This window comes from Mycoplasmopsis adleri (assembly GCF_045276205.1).
Taxonomy (GTDB): Bacteria; Bacillota_I; Bacilli_A; order Mycoplasmatales; family Metamycoplasmataceae; genus Mycoplasmopsis; species Mycoplasmopsis adleri.
On sequence record NZ_CP174162.1, the window covers coordinates 57236 to 82044 of the forward strand.

Consider the following 24809-nt stretch of genomic DNA (forward strand, 5'->3'; position numbering starts at 1 on the left):
ATATAATGTAATACATAATGTCTGTAGGTCAAAAAATTAAGAATTTTTTTAAGAAAATGTTTAAAGTAACCAACTGAAAAAGGTGGTTGCTTTTGTCGTTCACAATCATAGGTGCGATTATCGGAATTGTTCTTGGATCTATTTATCATCTTCGTAAAAATGTTAATAAATCTATCCAATATGGTGGTGGAGTTAGATACCAAGTTGAAGCCAAAAATGTAGGCCCCAAAAATGATGGTGAGTTAGTTAAAGGCAATGAACTTAAAGATATAGCTGAATCACTAAATTATAGATTCTCAAGTTTAAATGACTTCTCAGCTTCTTTTAGACCTAAAGGTGATGGTATTGTTGAAATTACAAGAAGTAATGTTTTAACTGGTGCCCAAACAAAGAATTTTGAAAATGCTATTGTTAAAAAACCTACATTAGTTTTCACTGATGTTGAAATGAAACCAATTTTTACAGATGGTTTATATATTGAAAATTCAACAATTGATTACAACAATATTAATAGATACGCAGTTCCTTTAAAAGAAAATGGTGCAACCGTTAAACAAAGTTGAAATGGTGCATATTACATTGAAGGTGAATTTGAAAACAAATCAGCCGCAATCGAATGATCAAAAGCTACAAAAGCTATTTCTCAACAACATAAAATTATTTTTATGTGAATTAACTTAGATGAATTAGTTGATTATGCTAAAGTTCAATTCCCTACTGAATGAAAAGAAGCACATGAAAACCCAGCTAACTTCTCATTCGTTTCAAATACTCCATTCAACCCAACAACACAAAAAATGAATGCAGTTAAAAAATATTCATTCGATGCTGCTAAATATTTAATTAGTATTGTTAGAGTTGATAGTGCTGCTCAAAATAATTTATTCTATATTCAAGGTAATGCTAAAGGTGAATATTTAACTAAATCTGAAGCGCAAGCTATTAGTTCAAACATAAACTTTAGTTCTAAAAATGGTTTAAAATTAAGCATTATTGGGACACCAAGTGTGGTTACACCACAAAACACAGAATACAATTTCAAATTAGTTTGAATAGCTGGTTTAGTAATTGTTTCATTAATTGCTATTATGTTAATGGTTAACTATGGTTTATTAGGTGCTTTAAGTACAATTGCAATGGCACTTTACATCTTCTTAACCCTAGTTATGTTCACGGTACTTAGAGGAGAATACTCACCTGCATCATTTGCGGCGTTATTCGGAGCATTACTATTAGGTGCAATGAACCCTATAGTCACGCTGAATAAGTTTAAACAAGATATTTATAAAGGTGAAAAGCCTAAGAAAGCCTTACGGAATGCTCAAAGTAAGACATTTATAAACTTACTGGATGTCAATGTAATGGTTTTAATCACTGCGATTATCTTCTTCTTTATGGGAACACAAGATATGAAAAACTTCTCGATTGTGTTTGCCTTCAGTTCATTATTCAGTATTGCTGTAATGTTATTAATTAATAGATTATGAATTACTTTAGTAGTTCATACCGAAACCTTTGATAATAAATTATCATGATTTAGTGTTCATAGTAAGAAAATTGGCGTATTTAATACGGATGCTAAATATAGAAAATTTGATTATGTTCACCTTGCTAAACTTTTAATGTTTATTCCAATTATTTTCTTTGTTGCCTCAATAATCGTTTATGGTTCAGTTGCTGGTGTTAAACATGATGGATGAGCTGGATTTAATAAATACGATATCTCCAGCGACCCTTCTAACTTAAACATCAGAATTGAAGTAGTTGAATTGCTTAAAGCATTAAGTATTGTCCTAGTTGCTATTCTTATTTATACCCTTGTAAGATACAAATGAACATTTATGGTTTCTTTTGTAGTTTCGATGATTATCAATATAGGATTAACATTTAGTGTTGTTGTAATTACAAGAATTCCATTTGATCACATTACTATATTAATCTTTATGATGAGCGTTATCTTCTCAGAAATTCAAACGATGGTATTATTTGGCTCAATTAAAGCTAAAATGCATGCCGAAGAAAGAGAAAGTGCATTTACAAAAGAACAAATTAGAACAATTTCAAACTCAGTATTCTTTGAAGAATTTGCTGATTACATGACATTGATGCTAGTTCAAATTGGTGTGTTTGCTTTATTAATTGCTTTCTATAGATCAACTAATGTATGATTAAACTTATTAGTAATTCTAGCTGCAATTTATGGCACATACAATGTCTTATTTATTACCATTTCATTATGATCAAAATGTGAAGAAAGAAGACAACACAATATTCAAAAAAGAATTGATACCAAATATTGAGTTATCCCAGGAATTCACGAAGAACAAGTGTTCCCTGGTATTAATTCATTTACTGCATAATTTTAAATCACCGCGAGGTGATTTTTATTATAATTTAAGTCCTAATATATTTAAGTAGCTAAAGGAGAAAAATGTTTTATCTTTTAAACAAAAAGAAAGGAGAATCATCCTTTCAAGCAATCAAAAAATTTGCTAGAGCAAATAGCATTCCCAAAATTGGACATACAGGTACATTAGACCCTTTAGCTAGCGGTTTATTATTAATAGCCACTGATTATGATACCAAGCTAATTCCTTATTTAAATAATGAAGACAAGACCTATGAAGTTGAAATTGAATTTGGCAAACAAACTGATACATATGATGCTGAAGGTAAAATAATTAACTCTTCAGATAAGCTAGTTAATCAAAAAGATTTAACTAAAATCCAAGAATGATTTATCAAGCAAAATTGTCAAATACCACCGATTTATAGTGCTAAAAAGATAAATGGACAACGCAGTTATGACTTAGCTAGACAAAACAAATCAGTTGAATTAAAACCTCAAAAGATAAAAGTTTATGATGCTAAAATTTTAGATTTTGATGAAAAACAACAAATTTTAAAAGCATCCTTGAAGGTTTCAAAAGGCACTTATATTCGTTCTCTTGTAAATGATTTAGGAGTATTTTTAGGAACCTTTGCCTACATGAAAAATCTTAAAAGAACTGCTATAAGTAATTTAGATATTTCACTATTAAATGGTTGAGATTTTGCTAAAATTAATATTACACACATTATAGGATTACCTATATTTGTTCCAACAAACAAAGAGTTTAATGAAATTAAAAACGGTAAAAAAATTAAAGTTTTTAACCACACAAATGGTGAGCATATACTAGAATTTCAAAACACAATTTTAGGCATAGTTTCGATAGAAAACAATCAACTCACTGTTAAAAAACTTTTTGGAAATAGACTAAAAGAAATAAATATTAATTAGGAGCAATCATGGATAAAATGAGCAAAACAGATTTGAAAAAGAACATTAAATTAGCTGCTTTTGATATTGACGGCACATTATTACCACATGGTGAATTAGAATTTAATGATACTGTTGTTAACATGTTTGATGAATTGCATAAAAACGGTATTAGAACAACTTTAGCAACTGCTAGAGAATTTGTAACAATTGGTAAATTAATGAAAAAACCTAGATCATTAGATTTTTTTATTGGTGCTAATGGTTCATTTGCATTTGATAATAATTCTAAAAAAATTATTTATGAAAAAACAATCAAGTTTGATCAATTTAAACTTTTATATGAAGCTATGATTAAATTTGAACCTTGTGATAGCGTTTTAATCATGGATCAAAATTATGGTTTTAAATCACCTAACATGGATACAAATACATGATTCTTACAACCACATAACGAAAAATTAATCGATATGGATTATGATAAAATGGACAAAAACCACTTACACATCATTACAATTGGTGCTGACGGTGATGAAAAAACGGTTAAGTGTGCTGAATATGCTAGAAAAATTATTGCAGACAATAATTTAGATTTAGAAATTGCAGCTAAATGAAGTAAAGGTATTTTCATTACACCTAAAGGTGTTACAAAAGCTGGTACATTAGAATGATTATGTAATTATTTAAATTTAGACATTAAAAAGAATTTAATTGCTTTTGGTGATAGTTCAAATGATTACGAAATGCTTAGAGAAGCAGCTTATGGTGTTGCTATGACAAGAGCAAACGACTGAGTTAAAGGCGTTTCAAAAGACGTTGCATTAGATTGTGAATATGATGGAGTTTACAAAAAACTTTGTGATTTACAATTAATTTAATAGGAATTAATCAATGAGTTTAGATATCTATAATTTTAATAATTTTCCAACTTTCAAGGATCCAGTTTTCATAATTGGGTCTTTTGAAAGTTTTCATTTAGGGCATTATGAGCTTTATAAAAAAGCAAAAGAATTGCAAGCAAACGAACCCGAAAGAGATATTGTTTTAGTTTTTTTTAAAGATATTGAAAACATTAATAAATATAAGAATCCATTTATTTTTAGTGATTTTAATAACCGCATTCAAGAATTTGCCAATCTAGGTTTTCAAAAAGCAATTTATTTAGAATTCAACAAAATAGCTAATTTAGAACCTTCTGAATTTATTAAAAAGTTAACAACCAACCAAAATAATTTTCATATTATTGTGGGCGAAGATTTTAAATATGGAGCTAAAGCAAAAGGGAATGTAAGCACTTTAAAAGAGGAAATTGGCTCTGATAAAATTACCGCAATGCCTTTTTTAAAGGTAAATGAGTCAATTAAGATTTCAACTTCTTTTCTAAAAGAATGCCTTGAATTAGGTGATATTGAATTAGTAAACTCATTAAATTGTTTTACATATAGCTTTAGTTCTAAGTTGATTAATCATAATTTAGACGACCATGTTATTAACATGCAAGTTGATGATAATTTAGTCTTATTAAGAGCTGGCTTATATTTAAGTTATGTAGAAATTAATAATTATGTTTATTATGCAATTTTAAGAGCAAACCTTGATGGCGATTATGATCTTAAATTTGTGGACTTTGCTTTAAAAGATAACGAAGAAATTAATTCTAGAATTAAAGTTCTAAAACCATTAAGGTTCTTTGTTAAACCTAGCGATGAAGCTATTAGTGAAACTGATATTAACAACAGCAAAAAACAATTTATAAAAAAATAAAATTATGGTAATATTAAAGAGCATTTAATATGAAACAATGCATTTTTATACTTGGTTTTAATTAAAATTAAAACTAGGGTAAAACATATATTTTAAATTCAAATATGGAGATTAAACATGATTACAAAAGAACAAAAAGCTCAACTTGTTTCAAAATACGGTAAAAACAAAAAAGATACAGGTAACATCTTCGTACAAATCGCTATCTTAACAGCTGAAATCGAAGACTTAAAACCTCACTTCCAAAACAACCCTAAAGACAACCACTCACGTAGAGGTTTCTTAGCAAAAATTACAAAACGTAGATTATTATTACAACACTTAAAAGAAGAAGATTTCAATCTTTATAACAAAGTTATTACCGAATTAAACATCAGAAAATAATCTTTTTTCAAGAAATAGTGAGAAATCACTATTTTTATTTTTTACAATATAGGAAGATCATTAATTCAAGCGTTCATTTATTCAATATTGCTGCTTTATAGTGGTTTTAGGAAATTACATCACATTATTTTTGCGGCTAATTTGCATATATAACACCATCTAAAATACATAACGAAAATGAAAAGTAGTATAAGTTAAAATACAAACGAATTTATTAATTTTTCAAGTTTTTTCATAATTAAATTTCTTAATGATACAAGCCTCAAAATTATTTATTGGAAACAATACCTATTTATTTATAAAATAAATAATTATTCTCTTTACTATGTGTGTGAACTGAACTTCAAAAATAACGATTTTTTTAAAACAAATTAATTATTGGAAAAACATTAAAATTCTTCTTTTTTAAAAGAAAAAAACTATAATCATCTTGGGTAGATTATAGTTTTAAAATTTTAAAATCTTTGCGTTTAAATGACGTCGAGATTTTTTGATTCTATTTCTAAAAGTCATTTATGGAAAAACTCTAGAATTTCATCGTTTTGAACAACAATATTCTTTAATGTTTCATCATCTGGATCAAACTTAATTAAAGCTTCTTTAAGCTTAAAAACTAAGTCATCAAGCATTCTATAAAAAGAATAGCCTCTTTTAAATCATTGATATATTTCTTTCGAACATGACTGACTAGAATCAAATTTAAAGTGAATACAAAATTGCCGAAAATCATTTAGCTCCTTGTCTTTTAAAATTTCAGTTTTGTATTCTTTTTGGTTTATTGAGAAACATAAACTTCCATCACTTTTAATAATAAATGCAGCATCGTCATCAGGCGAAATAAATTGCCTTTTGTTTTCTTCGTTAACAGCAACATAAAACTTATTTTGAAATTGTACAGTTGATGCGTATATCTTTCTTTTTATTGTTAAGTAGACACTACATTGACTTTCATCCATTTTAGAAAATATATTTTTCTTGTGCTCATAATCTTTTTTATTTCTTTTATTATAAGCTTGAATGATTTCTTCTTTATTGTGAATAAAATCTTCAAATGTTTTTATTTTCTTTAAATGTAAATATGGAGGTAAGAATTGTTGTAGAGAATTATTTGCTCTTTCAACATGAGGTTTAAAAATGGCAATACTAGAGCTTTGGAGTTCTATACCTTTTGAATTTAAATACTGTTTTAAAGGCGTATCCGAATAATCAGTACCTCAAAAAGTTCTTCTTTTATCAGTTCTAATTATTTTTGGTTTACCATAATTTCTAAATAAATCTTCCAATAATTTCATATAGCCTAGATTAGTCTCTTCTTGTTCAATATGTACTGCTAAAACTCTTGAAGTTGATGAATCTACAGCTACATAAATATTAGATTTTTCGCCATTCATTCAACGATGTTCACAAGCATCAAGTTCAACTATTTCACCAAAATCAAGGTTATTATCTCTACATTTTCTTGCTTTAAACATTGTCGTTTCCATAGTTTCATTATATTTAATTAATCTTTTTATTGCTATTACATCTCCATTATTTTCTTTAAGTTTTCTTAAATTTTCTCTTTCTTTTTTCTTTGTTTTCTTGGTCATATTTTTTGAATAAAAACCCTTAGCAACCAGATTCTTTATGAATGATTTATAAGTCATATTGTTCTTGTCAAAATCTTTTAAGCAATAATCATAAAAAAATATTAATGAAACAGAACAATCGCATTTTCGGTCATATACATCATCAATAAAAGTGAGATATTCATTAATCAACTCATCAATCCTATTAGTGCTAATTTTTCTATGGTGTTGATTACCTTTATTTTTATGAGAAATAATTAAGCAATTGTTTAACACTTTATCTCTAAGTTTCTTTGCTGTATGCCAATTAATTTGCAAATATTTACTAATTCAAGTGATGGATTTATTCATATTTTTTGCTATAAATTCTAATCTGTACTCATTTCTAAGTTCATAATTCAGAACAATTTATTTTTTCAATTTTTTTCATAGCATAAATAAAGATACCCAAAAGTTAAAAATTCGTTATTTTTGAAGTTATTATAAGTATCGTATTTTTGAAGTTCACTTCACACAATTTATAAAATAAATAATTATTCTCTTTACTATGTGTTTTTTCTAATTATAATATTAATTACTATGGATAACAAAGAAGAGCTAGGATTAAAAAAATTTAAAATTTTTTGCGATACAGTATCATTCAAAATTACTAAAGAATTCGAAGGAACTAGATTAGAAACATTATCTAGTTCATTAGATGATCCAAATGCTGGTTTAGATGTAAGATTTACATTTGCTCACCCTATTCCAGTAAAGGCTTTTAATAGTTTTTATGAATCTTGAAAAGACGAAAAAGTGTTTAAACTTAATCCTAGATTTGTTTTTCCAAAAGAACAATATACAAAGAAAATGTTGATTGAATATATTAAAAAAATCACTGATAAAAAATCTAAATGAAGTAGATTAGCAAAATTCAATTGAACTCAAATTATTAAAAATATTACTGAAACTGAAGATGGGACATTCAATGTATTAATTAGCAATGATAATATTGATTTTGAAAGCCAATATAAAGATATCATTGAAGCGTTGCAACATAAACTTGCTTCATATGGTTTCCAATGATTATCTTTTGTATTCCAACAATATAGTCCAGTTGATTATAAAGTTAAAGATAACACAAAAGAATGATACGAAAAGAATCAATCTACTCTCAAAAAGATGATTGAAGAAAATAAAAAAGAACTAGAAACTCCAACTTATGAAAGCGGTAGCAGACTAGCTCAATATGCTTCAAAAAATAGAAGAAAGTTCAAAAGAAGCTATACTGAAACTACAATTGATAATTTAAAAAATATGCCAGAACGTTCTGGCGTAAGTTTTGTTGGTGAAATTTACAATGTTAAAAAAGATATTACTGATGATAATGCTTTCCCTATTTATACAATTAAATTAGGTGATTATCGTGATGCTGTTACTGCGACATGATATACAAGAGATTTCTTGCCTAAAGAAATTGATGATATTTTAAATAGTGCTAAAAATGGTGAGCAAGGTATATGAATTAAAGTTGAAGGTAGTTTACCAAGCAGCGATAGAATGAAACGTAATGTTTTTGTTTATGTTGATAATATTTATCCAGCTGAACCGGCAATTGAACTTAAAAAAGAAACCTATCAAGGCGATATCAAAAGAGTTGAGTTGCATGCTTCAAGTAAAATGAATGTTATGGATAGTATAATTGAGCCTGAAAATATTATTGATGCAGCTAAATCATTAAATATGAGCGCTGTAGGTATCATGGATACTGATGGCGTTCAAGGCTTCCCAGCATTTTATACAAGAGCTAAAAAGAAGAAGATTAAACCTATTTTCGGAGTTGCCTTATCAACAATTACTAAAAATAATCACAGTATTTATGGAGCTATTCCTGAAGGATCAATTAAAGATGCAACTTATGTTTCATTCGATATTGAAACAACTGGTTTAAGTCCAAAATATCATGAATTAATTGAATTTGGTAGCATTGAAATCAACGAGAACTTCAAAAAGATTAATAAAAACCAATTCTTTATTAAACCTAAGACAAAACTCAAAGAATTTACCACTGACTTAACTGGGATAACAGATAAGATGTTAGAAAAAGATGGTCTTGATATTAAAGATGCCTTATTAAAAATTTATGACATTTTAAATAATAAGATTGCAATTGCTCACAATGCTAAGTTTGACTACAACTTTTTAAAAGAACAATTTAGAATTAATAATATTCCATTCCCAAATGTTACTGTTGTAGATAGCTTGATTGTTTCAAGAATTGCTTCACCAGAAAACACAAGACATAGACTTGAAGATGTTGCTAACCGTTTAGGTGTTAAATATGATCCAAATGTAGCACACCGTGGAGATTATGATGCTGATGTTTTAGCTGATGTTTGAATTCAATTAACTAGTTTATTAAATAAAGCTGGCGTATCTACTTTTAAAGAATTATATGATTATTCATCTCGTAATCTTTATGCGAGAGACTTCTCATATGAAATGGGAGTTATTGCTTTAAATAATGATGGAATTAAAACAATGTATGGGGCAATCACAGATTGTTTAACTAAGAATTTCATGGGTAAGCCAGTTACTTTTGTTGAAGATTTAGTGAAGATTGATAAAGAACAAGTATTAATAACTTCAGGTACTTTAAAAGGAAGATTGCTTGAAAAGTATTTCTATTCTTCAAGAGAAGATTTCATAAAAGAACTTAAACTTTATGATGTTATTGAAATACCTGCACCGCAAGTTTTTGCTCACTGAGTTGAAGATGAATTCATTACTCAAGAACAACTTTATGACGGCTTAAAAGACATTATTTTAACTGCTAAAGAAAATGGCAAAATTGTGATTGCAACTGCCGATCCTAAATATATAAATACAATTGATAAAATGAGTTATGATGTGCTAGTTTATGCAAAAGGTATAAAGAATGCTCGGCATTATTTATATGACTATAAAAAAGCCCAAACTGGAAAATTGAACATACCAAATTTTGACTTTTTAACTACTGCTGAAATGCTTGATCAATTTAAGTTTTTAAACGATGAAAAATTGATTAATGAAATTGTAATTGATAACACAAATTACATAGCTAACAAAGTTGAAAATATTGAAATAATTAAAGACAAATTATTCACGCCTAACTTTGATGATTCAGCTAAAAAACTTTCACAATTAGTTTATGAAAATGCTCATAAACGTTATGGTGAAAAACTACCTGAAGCTATTGAACAAAGAATAGCAGCAGAGCTTAACCCTATTATTAAATATGGGTTCGATGTTATTTATTGAATTAGTTATAAGCTTGTTCAAAAGTCATATAAAGAAGGTTATATTGTTGGTAGCCGGGGATCTGTTGGTTCATCATTTATTGCAACATTAATTGATGTTTCAGAAGTTAACCCACTTAATCCACACTATAATTGTCCAAATTGTAAACACTTTGAATTTGTTAATAAAGAAGGAATTACAAGTGGATTTGACTTAGAAGATAAAGCTTGTCCTAATTGTGGAACTGTAATGCATGGGGACGGACAAAGTATTCCATTCGAAACATTCCTAGGTTTTAATGCTGATAAAGTTCCTGATATTGACCTTAACTTCTCTGGTGTGTTCCAACCTGAAGTTCATAATGAAATTAAAAGACTATTTGGTGGCTCACACACATTAAGAGCTGGAACCATAGCCAAAATTGCTGAAAAAACTGCTTATGGTTATGTTAAAGCATATTGCGAAGAAGCCAAAAAAGATTATTCACCATCATTAATTGAATTCTTAGGTTCAAAAATTGAAAAAGTTAAAAGAACAACAGGACAACACCCTGGTGGTATCATCATTATTCCAAAAGAATATGATGTTTATGATTTCACTCCAGTGAACTATCCTGCTAACGAACCCGAATCTGATTGATTAACTAGTCATTATGATTATCGTTCAATTCATGATAATGTCTTAAAATTAGATATTTTGGGACATGATAACCCTACTATTATTAAGATGCTTGAAAAGTACACGGGTGTTAATATTAAAGATGTTCCAAAGAATGATCCTAGGGTTTTAAGTTTATTCTATTCACTTGATGAACTTAAAATTAAACCTGAAACAATTTCAGGAGAATTAACTGGAGCCTTAGGCTTACCTGAATATGGAACTCAATTTGTTAGACAATTGCTTCGTCAAGCACACCCAACTAGCTTTGCTGACTTAATTTCAATTTGTGGACTTAGCCATGGTACAAACGTTTGATTGCACAATGCTCAAAACTTAATTTTAAAACAAGGCTTATCATTAAAAGAAGTTATTTCCTGTCGTGACGATATTATGATTATGTTAATCGATCAAGGTGTAGATAGACTATTCTCATTTAACGTTATGGAAAAAGTTCGTAAAGGTAAAGGACTTAACGAAGAAGAAGTTGCAAAATTAAGAGAACATAAAGTTCCAGAATGAAAAATTGATAGTATGCAAAAAATTGAGTATATGTTCCCTAAAGCCCATGCTGTTGCTTATGCTACAATGGCTTGATGAATTGCTTGATTTAAACTTTATTATCCATTAGCTCACTACGCTTGTTATTTTGCAACACACGCTAAAGCTCTAGATATATCTACCATGATTGATAAAAGACATGGTACTAAAGTATCAAAAGGTTTATCTGATTTAAATAAAAAGAATGTAAACGAACTTTCTAATAAAGAAAGTGCGCTAATTACTGTTCTTGAAATAACCCAAGAAATGTATGCTCGTGGCTTCTATATTGCTAATATCGATATAGATAGATCATTAGCTCACGAGTGAATTATAGATGAAGAAAATAACTGCTTAATTCCACCATTCGATTCAATTGATGGATTAGGTGAAGCTATTGCTAACTCAATTGTTGAAAACCGTGAAATTAAACCTTATAGTTCGAAAGAAGACTTTAGAGTAAGAAGCGGTGTTAATAAAACATTGTTTGAAAAAATCGTCGATCTTAAGGCATTAGATTCAATGTCTGAAAGCGATCAATTTAAATTATTCTAGTTCACCTAATTTTCTAATTAAACTGTTTTATAGTTAAATAATGAAAATATAGAACCTATTAAAATGTAAATAATTAATTCAAATCCTAGTAATGCCGCTAGGATTTATTTTTATAACTTGTGGCAACCTGAGTTTCCAAGTTGGAGCTCTTTTTTATTACTTTTTTCAGTGTTATTTATATATAAATAAAAAAAGTTATTTTTTTACATAATTACATTGTAATTTGTGGTATAATAAAGATATGAAAAAAGACAAATGACTATTAATTTCAAGAAAAAATAAGAACTCTACTTACTTATCTTTAGCACTTTCAGGAGGATTTGGCAAAGGTTATAAGAAATCTATCGGTATCGGTACAGTTGAAAAATGAGAAAAATATTGTTCTGATCCAGTAGAAAAAATTAAAAAACTATCTCAAAACTACAATACTGATTGAGATAGAAATATGATAATTAGACAATTAGAGTTAGATATAAGCAAGGTTAAAATTGAAACAAAACAGTTCAATTATGGATATGATTTGTTATACAGTTTCTTAGAAAAATTAAATCCTTTTAAAGATGCTAAAGTATCAAAATCCAAGTATTTAAATGATTTATTAAAATATATGATTTCAAATAGAATTGTAAATCCGGGTAGCATGCTTTCATCCTTTAAAAATAAAGACAAATTCAATATAAATTTAGAAGTTGAAAAGACGACATTTTATAATACTTTAGACTATTTAGCTGAAAATAAAAATAACATTTTAAAGAGTGTTAACGATACATTGATCAAAGATAAAAATAGAAAAATAGATATTATTTGATACGACTCTTCAACGGTATATTTTGAAAGTTTTGTAAGAGAAGGATTGAGATATCCAGGTTATTCTAAAGATGGAAAATTCAAAGAAGATCAAATTGTTTTAGGTTTAGCAACAGATGAAAACGGCATTCCAATTCACTATAAATTATTCAAAGGGAACACTGCTGATGCATCAACATTTATTAATTTTATTTTGAATATAAAATCACAATATGAATTAAACAAAGTAACACTCATTGCTGATAGAGGAATGAGTACAAATAGAAACATAAGATTCTTAGAAGATAACGATATTGATTACATTTTATCTTATAGATTAAAAGCGGCTTCAAATGACCGAAAGACCTTTGCAATAGATGAATCCGGCTATTTTGGAGACAATAATTTTAAATATAAAGAAACTACTTTTTATTCGTTTTGAAAGAATAGAAGAGCAAACGGACACAAGAGAAGATTGGTAGTAACATATAGTAAAAAAAGAGCATTAAAAGATAAAAATGATAGACAAATTTTAATCGATAATTTTATTAAAAGACAAGATAAAGACGGACTAGTTCATGATCAAGTAATGTTCGGTCAAAAGAAATTTAAATTCTTCGAAAAAGTTGGTGGTAAAGGTTATTACAAACTTAACTATGACAAAATTATCGAAGATGAAAAGTTTGACGGATATTATGCTTATGAAACCTCTAGATTTGATTTATCACCTGAAGAAATTGTGAATTTATATTCAAAACAATGACAAATAGAATCAAACTTTAGAGCTTTAAAAAGTGCTTTAGCTGTAAGACCTATTTATGTATGAAGTGAAAAGCATATTGAAGGTCATTTCGTACTTTGCTTCTTATCTCTTGTTTTATTAAATTTTGTTATTTATTATTTAAACAAAGGTTTGAAAGAACTCGGTGTTGTAGATGAAAAAATCACAATCAAAAAATTACAAGATGTAATAAAAGAAACAATCAAAACATGCAAGATTATTGACGGAAAAATTGAAAGTGAAGAATATATTATTAACGACAACAATAATCAAGCAATTCAAGATTATCAAACATATTTAAGAATTTTAAATGAATTAAAATTTTAAATTATTAAAAACAGCTCATCAAACAGATGAGTTGTTAAAAATTACATTGTAAAAGTTGGAAACTCGGGAGAACCTATTAAAATGTAAATAATTAATTCAAATCCTAGTAATGCCGCTAGGATTTATTTTTATAACTTGTGGCAAATTGATTAAGAATATTTGACTAATTAAAGGCTCCGAAAAACAAAAGAATTCAGGATATTCATTTTTTAAAAAAACTATTATAAACACTAATATTTTTTACGAAAATAAAATACTTTTAAGTCAATTTAAAATAAAACAAATATAGTAAATTAATGAGTCAATATGTTATTCAAATGCTTAAATTTTAAGAATCATTAACCTTTTTGCACGCTTCATAAAAGCGCTAATACGATCGCAAATTTTCGTTATTTATTTAGTAATAAAAAACCCGACATTTTATAAATGTTGGGAATTTTACTTTTAGAATGAATATAAATAATTTTTAATATTCATTCCAGAAATAAAAGTCCCAACATTTATAAAATGTCGGGATTTTCTGTCCTTTTGGTAAAATAAAAATGATAAAAAGAAAGGACAACATAATTATATATGAAAAACGATAAAAAAATTTTCTGTACTTTGGTTAGAAGTAAAAATGTGCATAACAAAATTCAAACTTCACAAATTCATTTCGCTGTTGATAAGAATTACTCTGAAATTTTAAGCCGCTCGAAAAACTACTCGACACACAAAAACCATATCGGTTTTGCAGAAGTGTTTCAGATAATATATGGATTACTAAATTTTCAATCTTTAAAAGAAATATCTCAAAATATTGAAATATCGACTAAAGCGATTAAAAGGTTTTTATTTAAATATTCAAAAGGAATATATTTAGGCAAAGGCGATAGAAAAACCTGTGATTGTTGTGATGCTAAAATTAAAAAAGTTCGTTATTTAGATCTTGATGAATTTATGATAAATGTTGCTAATTTTGATAAAAGTAAAAGAATAGCATATTCAAAAAAGAAAATAGAACAATATCAAGATTTTAGAAATTTTTGAACAGAGCTTTTTGATGATTATACCCAAAATAGAAATAATAAAGATTTAGCAAAAAGAACGCCTAAGCTAAGCGCTAACGAAATATTAAGAAGATTTGAAGAAAAGTATCCAAACAGCTATAAACCTTCAAAATCTATGGTATATAATTTGATATCACAAAGAGTCTTTAAAGACCTTGAAATAGGCATTTTGGTCAATTTATCCACCAAAGGAATTAAACAAAAACGACCCCCAAAAAGAGACAGTCGAAAGCTTAAAAAGATTGGAGTTAGCATTGATCAACGCAGCACAGAAATCAATGAAAGACTTAGAGATAATGATTATGAATTAGATACTGTTATTGGTTCAAAAACTGATCAATGTTGTTTCGTAACGCTAATTAATAGAAAGACTAGACGCTTCTATTTTCATATGGTACGGCGGACTAGCACTGGTGTTAGAGATGGGCTGATATACCTAATGCAAAAATATAACTTGACAATAGATTCGCTAACCATAGATAATGGTAGTGAAAATGCGAAACTAGATGAAGTGCCAGGTATTAAGCAAATATATAAATGTCACCCATATTGTTCGGGAGAAAAAGGCTCTATCGAAAACTGCCACAGGTTATTAAGACGGTATTTTAAAAAAGGCAAGTCTATAGACCCTTACTACGGTCAAGATTTGACTCCTGTTATGGATTTTATAAATAATTACAAGAGAAGCATTCGCTTCTAATCCAAACTTTTTATGTGCTAAAAAGTTTGACAAAAAGGCACTTACTTTTTTGGAAAAAAGTAAGCAAAAACTCAAGTTTTTTACAAAACTTGGTATTTTCGTTTAAATTTTTTTAGGATTTTAAAGCTTTTCTTGGTAATAATTTATAATTTTTGTAACATTTTTGATTTTACGCAAAATTAGGACTTTTAAAATTGGAATTTATATAAATAATTTTTAAAAAAATATTTATCTTATTTTATTTGCTTTGCTATATAATATATATGCGTGGTCGCGTAGCTCAGCAGGATAGAGCACAAGCCTTCTAAGCTTGTTGTCAGAGGTTCGAATCCTCTCGTGATCGCCATTTTTTTATTTTGTTTTTGGGGCAAACAATATACAATAAATATAAATTATTAAATTAACTTAAAGATTTAATATAATTTATTTAGTAAATAAGTGTTCACGTAGCTCACAAGGTAGAGCACAAGCCTCCTAAGCTTGGGGTAATGGGTTCGATTCCCGTCGTGAACGCCATTTTTTTAGTGTTCAAACATAATAATGGAAGCAGTTATACTGCTTCTTTTTTAAAATAAAAAAACTGCAAAAGCAGCTTTATTTGGTTGATGCATAAATTGCATCTTTAATATCTTTTATATCTTTTAGAACGACAATTGTTGCATTTTGATTATTTGGCATTTTTTGGAAAATAGCCACTTTTTGAACGGTTTCATTTACAAATTGGAAAGGAATATCAGAAACCTCTGAAATAGTTTTTCCATAAATAATTTTTAGTTTGTCACTATTATTAACTACATCTTTTACAGCAACAGTTGTTAATTTTTCTAATTCATTTTTATTAATAGCTACTAAGAAATTATTGCTATCTGTGTGTTCGCCACTTACTTTGAATGCGATAACTATATCATTACCTTTGATAGTAGGTTGTTGCAAGACAATAAAAGATGAAGAATTATTTTTGCCTTTACCTTTAACTTCTTGAGCTAAAACGATTTCATTAGCGTAATTAAAATCAGTAATTTTATTGAAAGCTACTGCGTTAACAGCATTAGATACATTCACGGTATCTTTAACAAAAGCATTTTGAGTATTTACATTAAAATAGTAATAATTCGATTCTGTATTGAAAACAAATTGTGTTCAAAAAACGCTATTTTTTAGGCTTTTACTTAAAAGTGAGGTGTTAGCAAATGAGAATGTTGGTTCAAGCGTAGGTCTAATAAAGTAATCGATTTTTTTGCCATTAACTTCGTATTTTTTAAGAGTTTGAGCAAATGATTTAAAACCATCAAATTGAACAATTCTATTTACTTGAATACCTTTATATGTTCCAAAAACCGTAACATCTAAATTTCCAGTATAGTCTGATGAAGAGAATTTAAATGAAGAAGGATCAAGATTCATTTTAAAGTCTTTATCAATATCACTTGGAACTTCAATTTTAATATCAGCAGCTACAATATCTGAAGCAAATAATTCATTTTTGTTTTTGCTTGCATCTAAAGTTACATTAACTTTTGCAAAAATTTCTGTTGCTTTTCGTACATCTTTTGATGAGTTAAGCTCGCATCCTGCACTTAAAGCAATTAAAGGAGTGGCTAATGTGCTAGTCACTATAATGTTTGTAAATTTTTTCATTTTATCCTTAATTTTTAAATATTTGAATTAAATAAATTAACATGTAAATGTAGTCAAATGAAAGTCTGAATCCAAAGTATAATGAAAGTTTAAACATTTCTTTTTTAAGCATATCATCTCTTTGAATTGTCATATTGTATGCTTTATTGATTTTAGTAATACAGAATCAATCTAAAGCCATGTAACATAACATTAACATGAAACCTAAAGCTGGGAATAAAGCTCTAATTCATGAGTTAAATACAAAGAAACTTAAAAAGAATATAAAGAAGAATCCAATAGCAAAAATAATACTTGCTATAGTTCAAACATTAACTTTGATCAAATCATACATTCCTAAAATTCCAAATAGTCCCATTAATAATAATGGTGCAAGAATGATTGATAATATTTTAATTAAAACTAATGTTGAGTTTACATTATCACCAGGTGAAAATGCAAGAACTAGATTGAACAATCCAACTGATAAAACTACTACTCCTATTCCGATCATTGAGATTGTTACAACAAACAATTGAAGTCAAAAATTCATTTTTGGACCAACAAAAAATTCAATGGTTATTGCTATAAAAGTTACACAACTAAAAATAATCATAAAAATATAATTAGTTGTTAGCATTTCGAATGTTTTGGTGTTTTTAATAACAAATAAAGTTACAATTGCTGAAACAAAAGCAATTATAGTACCGTATATAAATCAAATAATAGAACCTGCTAAAAAGGTATTTTGTCTTGCCTTTTTAAGACTTTTTTGTTCTTGATTTAGTTGTTGGTAGTCTTGGTTAGTATTAATATTTTCCATAGTAAAATTATAGCATTATAAAAAGAAATAAAAAAAATCACCAAATGGTGATATGGCTGCCCCAGTTAGATTCGAACTAACGCGTGACGGAACCAAAACCCGTTGCCTTACCGCTTGGCTATGGGGCAAAATGGTGGAGGGGGAGGGATTCGAACCCCCGAACCGTGAGGAAGTGGGTTACAGCCACCCGCGTTTGGCCGCTTCGCTACCCCTCCATTTACTTTAAAAAGCAAAATTATTATATTATAAAATGTTAAAATAAAAAATAATTTTTCTTTTTTTCGTAAATGGGTTGTTTTATACTAAAACAACTGATTTATTGCTCTAAACGGCAATTTATAGACCGTTTATTCGTTAAAGAAATTTGCTTTAAAAATAAAAAATCTTTATTTTTCATTAATTATTGGTGTACCTGTGTCTTTATTATTTATTATTGATTAACCTTTATTATTAAGAATGAAAGCAATATCAATTTTTCAATTCATTTAAAAACAACAAGATCAAATAAGAACTAAATAAGTATCGGAACAGATATATAGCATGTTCAACGCTACAATTCGTTTCTAATATTATTCATTGGATCAACGTTGTTAATTTAACCAATTTTGATCTCGTTTTTTAGACAACGAAATTTAACAATTTGAGCAGCGAATAAAAACTCATTATCTGTTTTCATTAGCATATTAATCCTTCTAACATTTTATGTTAGATTTTTTATTTAAAATTTTTTAAAAACACAAAATTAGGTATTTTTGACCAAAAACTCTATTTTAAAGTTTCATAGTTAAACTATGTGTTATTTATTCCATTAAAAGTGCATTTTAACCCTTATTTATTTAGTATCGTAAATAGTTTTTAATATATAATATTACATGCAAATTATTAATATATATAGTATTTGCCATTTAAAATTTTTTTAAAACATTTTTTCATATACAAGAAGGAGGAAAAATGAAAATTAATTATGATGATAAAAAATATCTTAATAAAGTTGATGCTTGATGAAGAGCCGCAAACTATTTATCAGTAGGTCAAATTTATTTAAGAAATAATCCTTTATTAACAAGACCTTTAGTTTCAGATGACATTAAAATTTACCCAATTGGACACTGAGGAACATGTGCAGGACAAAACTTTATTTATGCTCACTTAAACAGAATTATTAACAAATATGACTTAAATATGTTTTACATTGAAGGTCCAGGACATGGTGGTCAAGTTGTTTCATCAAACGCATACTTAGACGGAAGTTATACAAAATTATTCCCAAATGTTACACAAGACATCAAAGGAATGACACACTTATTTAAATACTTCTCATTCCCGGGTGGTACAGCAAGTCACTGCGCTCCAGAATGCCCTGGCTCAATTCACGAAGGTGGTGAATTAGGTTATTCATTATCACATGCTGCTGGTGCTGTTTTAGATAACCCAGAAGTTATTGCTGCTGCAGTTGTTGGTGATGGTGAATCAGAAACAGGTCCATTAGCTTGTGGTTGATTCTTAAACTCATTTATTAGCCCAGCAAATGATGGTGCTGTATTACCTATCTTACACGTTAACGGTGGTAAAATTTCTAACCCTACAATTTGATCGCGTAGATCAAGCAAAGAAATCGAAGAATACTTTGCAGGTATGGGTTGAAAAGCATTTATCGTTGAAGGTGCCGACCATGAATACATGCATGAACACATGGCAAAAGCATTAGATGAATGTGTAAGAATGATTAAAGAAAACCAAGAACATGCAAGAAAAATTGGTGCTGAAAATTGCCACAGACCAGTATGACCAATGGTTGTTCTTAAATCACCTAAAGGTTGAACAGGTCCAACTGAATGAAACGGAGAAGCTATCGAAGGTAGCTTTAGAGCACACCAAGTTCCTATTCCTGTAAATGCTGCTAACATGCAATTTGCTCCAGCATTAGAAGATTGATTAAAATCATACCATCCAGAAGAATTATTTGACAAGAACGGTAAATTATTACCTGAAATTGCCGAAATTGCTCCTAAAGGAAATAGAAGAATGGGTATGAACCCTGTAACAAACGGTGGAATTAATCCTAAAGTTATGAATTTAGGTGACTGAAAACAATTTGGTCTTGATTTCAAAAAACCAGGTTCAGTAATTAACCAAGATATGGTTACATTAGGTACATACTTTGGTGATTTAGTTCTTAAAAACCCTACAAACTTTAGAATTTGAGGACCGGATGAAACTAAATCAAACAGACTTTACAACTTATTTAAAGTTACAAAACGTCAATGATTAGACAGAATTGACCCAGTTTATGATGAAGCTTTAAGCCCAGTTGGTAGAATTATTGACTCACAATTATCAGAACACCAAGCAGAAGGTATGCTTGAAGGTTATGTATTAACAGGTCGTCACGGTATCTTTGTATCATACGAAGCATTCTTAAGAGTTGTTGACTCAATGTTAACTCAACACATGAAATGATTAAGAAAAGCAAAAGAAATTCCTTGAAGAAAAGATTACCCATCATTAAACGTTATGGCTACATCTAATGCATTCCAACAAGACCACAACGGTTACACACACCAAGACCCAGGTTTAATTGGACACTTAGCAGATAAAAGACCAGAACTTATTAGAGAATACTTACCAGCTGATACAAACACATTATTAGCTACAATGGATAAAGCATTCAGAGAAAGAAATGTAATTAACTTAATTATTTCTTCAAAACAACCTAGAGAACAATTCTTCACAATGAAAGAAGCTCAAGAATTAGTTGATAAAGGTTTCAAAACAATTAGCTGAGCATCAACATGTTCAATGAATGAAGAACCTGACTTAGTTGTTACAGCATCAGGTACAGAATCAACAATTGAAGCTCTTGCAACAATTTCAATTCTCCACAAAAACTTCCCAGATCTTAAAATTAGATTTGTTAATGTACTTGACTTATTAAGATTAAGACACCCAAGCATTGACCCTAGAGGTTATAGTGATGCTGAATTTGATAAAATCTTTACAAAAGATAAACCAGTATTATTCGCATTCCACGGTTTTGAAGGTATTTTAAGAGACATCTTCTTCAACCGTCACAACCACAACTTAATCCCACATGGTTATAGAGAAAATGGTGATATTACAACATCATTCGACATTCGTTTATTAAGTGAAATGGACAGATTCCACATGACAATTGATGCAGTTAAAGCTGTTGAAAATGTTGTAGGTAAAAAAGCTGCAAACAAACTTATTAAAGAAATGGAAAAAATGATTCAATACCACCGTGAATACATTAAAGAATACGGTACAGATATTCCTGAAGTTAAGAACTGAAAATGAGAAAATGTTAACAAAAAATAATCATAAAATAATGAAAGCGGCTTAGTGCTGCTTTTTTATATATTTTGCTGTTTTATAGGCTAATAAAGAAAATAGCAGTCCTCAATATTACTTATATATTCCTAAATTTTTCCCGAGTTTCCAACTTTTACAATGTAATTTTTAACAACTCATCTGTTTGATGAGCTGTTTTTAATAATTTAAAATTTTAATGGATGTGTAGGAAAATGTAGGGTTAGCAAAATCATAAAGTGATTTTTCTTATCAATATAATTCTACCAAAATTTTATTAAATAATATAAATTTCTTTTTGAGTTTGCACTAGTGCAAGCACAAAAAGTGGCCTATATACGCGCGCGTATGCGGGCGCGCACCCTTGAATAGGGCAAGGGAAGAACCACTAAAACTACTTACCGTAGTGCGGTTTTTCCCTTTTAATATATTATTACAAAGTAATAATATATTATTTTTGCATGCACTTCAGTTTGCACTTTTTGATTTTTTAAAAAAAGTGCTTGCTAATTGTTAGCACTAACAACTTTTATATATAATTACTATGTAATTATATATAATTTTTTACAAAAAGTGCAAACTCAAAATAAAAAGGCAATAAAAAAACGTGATTTTATAAGAAAATCACGTTTATATTTTTAGGAATATTTAATAGAATTTTTAGTTTTAAAAGATTAATATTTTGTCTTGAAAATGCATTTTTTGTATATTTTTTTAAGTAATGTCCAATAAAAGTTTCAGCATTTCCACCAAAATAATTAGCATTTTCATAGGTATTTATAAGATAGTTTTTATTATTTTTTCACAGTCTTAATAAGCTTTTTATTTCTCAAATTTTTAATTTTGATATTTTATTTTTCTTTAAAAAATCAATGTTTTTTCTCAATAAATTTTCAAATTCATCATATTTTTTATTTTGCAAAAATCATAAAAATAAAGGAAATTGATTGCCAAATTCTTTTCCAAAAATATTTTTGTTTTGTTTATTTTTATTCTTGCTATAACCAAGACAATTGAACAAAATTTTATGAAAATGAAACTTATCATAGTGTCTAATAGCTTTAATATTTTGACTAAATTTTGTAATACATCTAGCACCATCACCTGATAAATTTATATTTTTATAGGTATAAAATTTATCTATTATTTCTTTAGTTTTGTTAGTTAAAAAGTCCATATTTTGATAAGCTAAAGCATTCTTATCAAATTGAAAAATAATCGTTTTATTTAATAATTTATGATTATTTTTATCCTGATATCCATTATAAATTCCTACCATTCTTACTCGATATTTACCATTATTTAAATGTATAAAAGCATCATCATTTTCTATCTGAATTGTTTGATATTTTTGAGTTAAAAATTTATCGTATTGAACCATAAAAGTTATGTATTTTATTTTTAAATAATAATGATAAATATCATAAGGAATTTTGCTTTTTAAAGCTTCATTTTGTTCCTTATTTCTACGTCTTAAATTTTGAGTTTTTATAGCTACTAAAACACTGCCTAATCAGTATCTTTTCTTACCCATTAATTTCAATATTTCATTATGATAATATGTAAATTTTTTACCTGTTTTTTTATCTAAATATTGAGTTAAATTGATAGTATATATTTCGCCATCGATAATAATAGTTTTAATTCTTCAATCCGAAACAATTCAATCTTTATCCCGAGTTTCCAACTTTTACAATGTAATTTTTAACAACTCATCTGTTTGATGAGCTGTTTTTAATAATTTAAAATTTTAATTCATTTAAAATTCTTAAATATGTTTGATAATCTTGAATTGCTTGATTATTGTTGTCGTTAATAATATATTCTTCACTTTCAATTTTTCCGTCAATAATCTTGCATGTTTTGATTGTTTCTTTTATTACATCTTGTAATTTTTTGATTGTGATTTTTTCATCTACAACACCGAGTTCTTTCAAACCTTTGTTTAAATAATAAATAACAAAATTTAATAAAACAAGAGATAAGAAGCAAAGTACGAAATGACCTTCAATATGCTTTTCACTTCATACATAAATAGGTCTTACAGCTAAAGCACTTTTTAAAGCTCTAAAGTTTGATTCTATTTGTCATTGTTTTGAATATAAATTCACAATTTCTTCAGGTGATAAATCAAATCTAGAGGTTTCATAAGCATAATATCCGTCGAACTTTTCATCTTCGATAATTTTGTCATAGTTAAGTTTGTAATAACCTTTACCACCAACTTTTTCGAAGAATTTAAATTTCTTTTGACCGAACATTACTTGATCATGAACTAGTCCGTCTTTATCTTGTCTTTTAATAAAATTATCGATTAAAATTTGTCTATCATTTTTATCTTTTAATGCTCTTTTTTTACTATATGTTACTACCAATCTTCTCTTGTGTCCGTTTGCTATTCTATTCTTTCAAAACGAATAAAAAGTAGTTTCTTTATATTTAAAATTATTGTCTCCAAAATAGCCGGATTCATCTATTGCAAAGGTCTTTCGGTCATTTGAAGCCGCTTTTAATCTATAAGATAAAATGTAATCAATATCGTTATCTTCTAGAAATCTTATGTTTCTATTTGTACTCATTCCTCTATCAGCAATGAGTGTTACTTTGTTTAATTCATATTGTGATTTTATATTCAAAATAAAATTAATAAATGTTGATGCATCAGCAGTGTTCCCTTTGAATAATTTATAGTGAATTGGAATGCCGTTTTCATCTGTTGCTAAACCTAAAACAATTTGAATCTCTTTGAATTTTCCATCTTTAGAATAACCTGGATATCTCAATCCTTCTCTTGCAAAACTTTCAAAATATACCGTTGAAGAGTCGTATCAAATAATATCTATTTTTCTATTTTTATCTTTAATCAATGTATCGTTAACACTCTTTAAAATGTTATTTTTATTTTCAGCTAAATAGTCTAAAGTATTATAAAATGTCGTCTTTTCAACTTCTAAATTTATATTGAATTTGTCTTTATTTTTAAAGGATGAAAGCATGCTACCCGGATTTACAATTCTATTTGAAATCATATATTTTAATAAATCATTTAAATACTTGGATTTTGATACTTTAGCATCTTTAAAAGGATTTAATTTTTCTAAGAAACTGTATAACAAATCATATCCATAATTGAACTGTTTTGTTTCAATTTTAACCTTGCTTATATCTAACTCTAATTGTCTAATTATCATATTTCTATCTCAATCAGTATTGTAGTTTTGAGATAGTTTTTTAATTTTTTCTACTGGATCAGAACAATATTTTTCTCATTTTTCAACTGTACCGATACCGATAGATTTCTTATAACCTTTGCCAAATCCTCCTGAAAGTGCTAAAGATAAGTAAGTAGAGTTCTTATTTTTTCTTGAAATTAATAGTCATTTGTCTTTTTTCATATCTTTATTATAC

Annotated in this window: 14 protein-coding genes and 4 tRNA genes; 11 read left to right on the forward strand and 7 right to left on the reverse strand. The window is 27.9% G+C overall.

All coding sequences use genetic code 4. The annotated features are described in order from the left end of the window. The first annotated feature begins 17 nt into the window (after positions 1–17). The 5 genes from secDF (at position 18) to rpsO (ending at position 5410) form a co-directional block, all read left to right on the forward strand. Positions 18–2360, forward strand: a complete 2343-nt coding sequence (secDF, locus tag ACJA22_RS00260) for a protein translocase subunit SecDF (protein ID WP_406617149.1) — start codon at positions 18–20, stop codon at positions 2358–2360. Positions 2361–2431: 71 nt separating this feature from the next. Beyond that, entirely contained in the window at positions 2432–3283 is an 852-nt protein-coding gene (truB, locus tag ACJA22_RS00265; protein ID WP_406617150.1) for a tRNA pseudouridine(55) synthase TruB, read from the forward strand. Positions 3284–3291: 8 nt separating this feature from the next. Next, positions 3292–4140 (forward strand): YcsE-related riboflavin metabolism phosphatase, encoded by an 849-nt coding sequence (locus ACJA22_RS00270; RefSeq protein ID WP_406617151.1) that lies wholly within the window; start codon positions 3292–3294, stop codon positions 4138–4140. Between the two features lie 13 nt (positions 4141–4153). Further along, on the forward strand, positions 4154–5026 hold the full coding sequence (locus ACJA22_RS00275; RefSeq protein ID WP_406617153.1) for an FAD synthase: 873 nt from the start codon (positions 4154–4156) through the stop codon (positions 5024–5026). A 117-nt stretch (positions 5027–5143) separates the two neighbouring features. Then, positions 5144–5410: a 30S ribosomal protein S15 gene (rpsO, locus tag ACJA22_RS00280; RefSeq protein WP_406617154.1), complete on the forward strand. Its 267-nt coding sequence runs from the start codon at positions 5144–5146 to the stop codon at positions 5408–5410. Between the two features lie 470 nt (positions 5411–5880). Here rpsO and ACJA22_RS00285 read toward each other — a convergent pair whose 3' ends face one another. Beyond that, positions 5881–7329, reverse strand: a complete 1449-nt coding sequence (locus ACJA22_RS00285; protein WP_406617156.1) for a hypothetical protein — start codon at positions 7327–7329, stop codon at positions 5881–5883. Positions 7330–7557: 228 nt separating this feature from the next. Between ACJA22_RS00285 and ACJA22_RS00290 the strand changes: the two genes are divergently transcribed. The 5 genes from ACJA22_RS00290 to ACJA22_RS00310 all read left to right on the forward strand — a co-directional run bounded on the left by ACJA22_RS00290 (position 7558) and on the right by ACJA22_RS00310 (position 16147). Continuing rightward, positions 7558–11988 (forward strand): PolC-type DNA polymerase III, encoded by a 4431-nt coding sequence (locus ACJA22_RS00290; RefSeq protein ID WP_406617157.1) that lies wholly within the window; start codon positions 7558–7560, stop codon positions 11986–11988. A 241-nt stretch (positions 11989–12229) separates the two neighbouring features. Continuing rightward, positions 12230–13882 carry an IS1634 family transposase gene (locus ACJA22_RS00295; RefSeq protein WP_406616757.1) on the forward strand — a complete coding sequence of 551 codons (1653 nt, stop codon included), beginning with the start codon at positions 12230–12232 and terminating at the stop codon, positions 13880–13882. Between the two features lie 573 nt (positions 13883–14455). Beyond that, positions 14456–15631, forward strand: coding sequence for an IS30 family transposase (locus tag ACJA22_RS00300; RefSeq protein WP_406617158.1), 1176 nt, complete (start codon positions 14456–14458; stop codon positions 15629–15631). Between the two features lie 269 nt (positions 15632–15900). Then, positions 15901–15977 (forward strand) — tRNA-Arg (locus tag ACJA22_RS00305). A gap of 94 nt (positions 15978–16071) precedes the next feature. Next, positions 16072–16147: transfer RNA gene (locus tag ACJA22_RS00310), tRNA-Arg, on the forward strand. A gap of 78 nt (positions 16148–16225) precedes the next feature. On the opposite strand, the gene ACJA22_RS00315 is transcribed toward ACJA22_RS00310, so the two are convergent. The 4 genes from ACJA22_RS00315 to ACJA22_RS00330 form a co-directional block, all read right to left on the reverse strand. Further along, on the reverse strand, positions 16226–17269 hold the full coding sequence (locus ACJA22_RS00315; protein WP_406617159.1) for a lipoprotein 17-related variable surface protein: 1044 nt from the start codon (positions 17267–17269) through the stop codon (positions 16226–16228). 7 nt (positions 17270–17276) lie between these two features. Continuing rightward, positions 17277–18071, reverse strand: a complete 795-nt coding sequence (locus tag ACJA22_RS00320) for an MAG0110 family membrane protein (RefSeq protein WP_406617160.1) — start codon at positions 18069–18071, stop codon at positions 17277–17279. Between the two features lie 53 nt (positions 18072–18124). Further along, a tRNA-Gln gene (locus ACJA22_RS00325) sits at positions 18125–18199 on the reverse strand. Positions 18200–18202: 3 nt separating this feature from the next. Then, positions 18203–18286 (reverse strand) — tRNA-Tyr (locus ACJA22_RS00330). Positions 18287–19022: 736 nt separating this feature from the next. Between ACJA22_RS00330 and ACJA22_RS00335 the strand changes: the two genes are divergently transcribed. Beyond that, on the forward strand, positions 19023–21410 hold the full coding sequence (locus ACJA22_RS00335; protein ID WP_406617161.1) for a phosphoketolase family protein: 2388 nt from the start codon (positions 19023–19025) through the stop codon (positions 21408–21410). 604 nt (positions 21411–22014) lie between these two features. On the opposite strand, the gene ACJA22_RS00340 is transcribed toward ACJA22_RS00335, so the two are convergent. Together ACJA22_RS00340 and ACJA22_RS00345 are read right to left on the reverse strand one after the other, a co-directional pair. Continuing rightward, complete coding sequence (locus tag ACJA22_RS00340; protein ID WP_406617162.1) at positions 22015–23088, reverse strand: Mbov_0401 family ICE element transposase-like protein; 1074 nt, start codon at positions 23086–23088, stop codon at positions 22015–22017. 55 nt (positions 23089–23143) lie between these two features. Beyond that, complete coding sequence (locus ACJA22_RS00345) at positions 23144–24796, reverse strand: IS1634 family transposase (RefSeq protein ID WP_406617163.1); 1653 nt, start codon at positions 24794–24796, stop codon at positions 23144–23146. Positions 24797–24809: the final 13 nt, after the last annotated feature.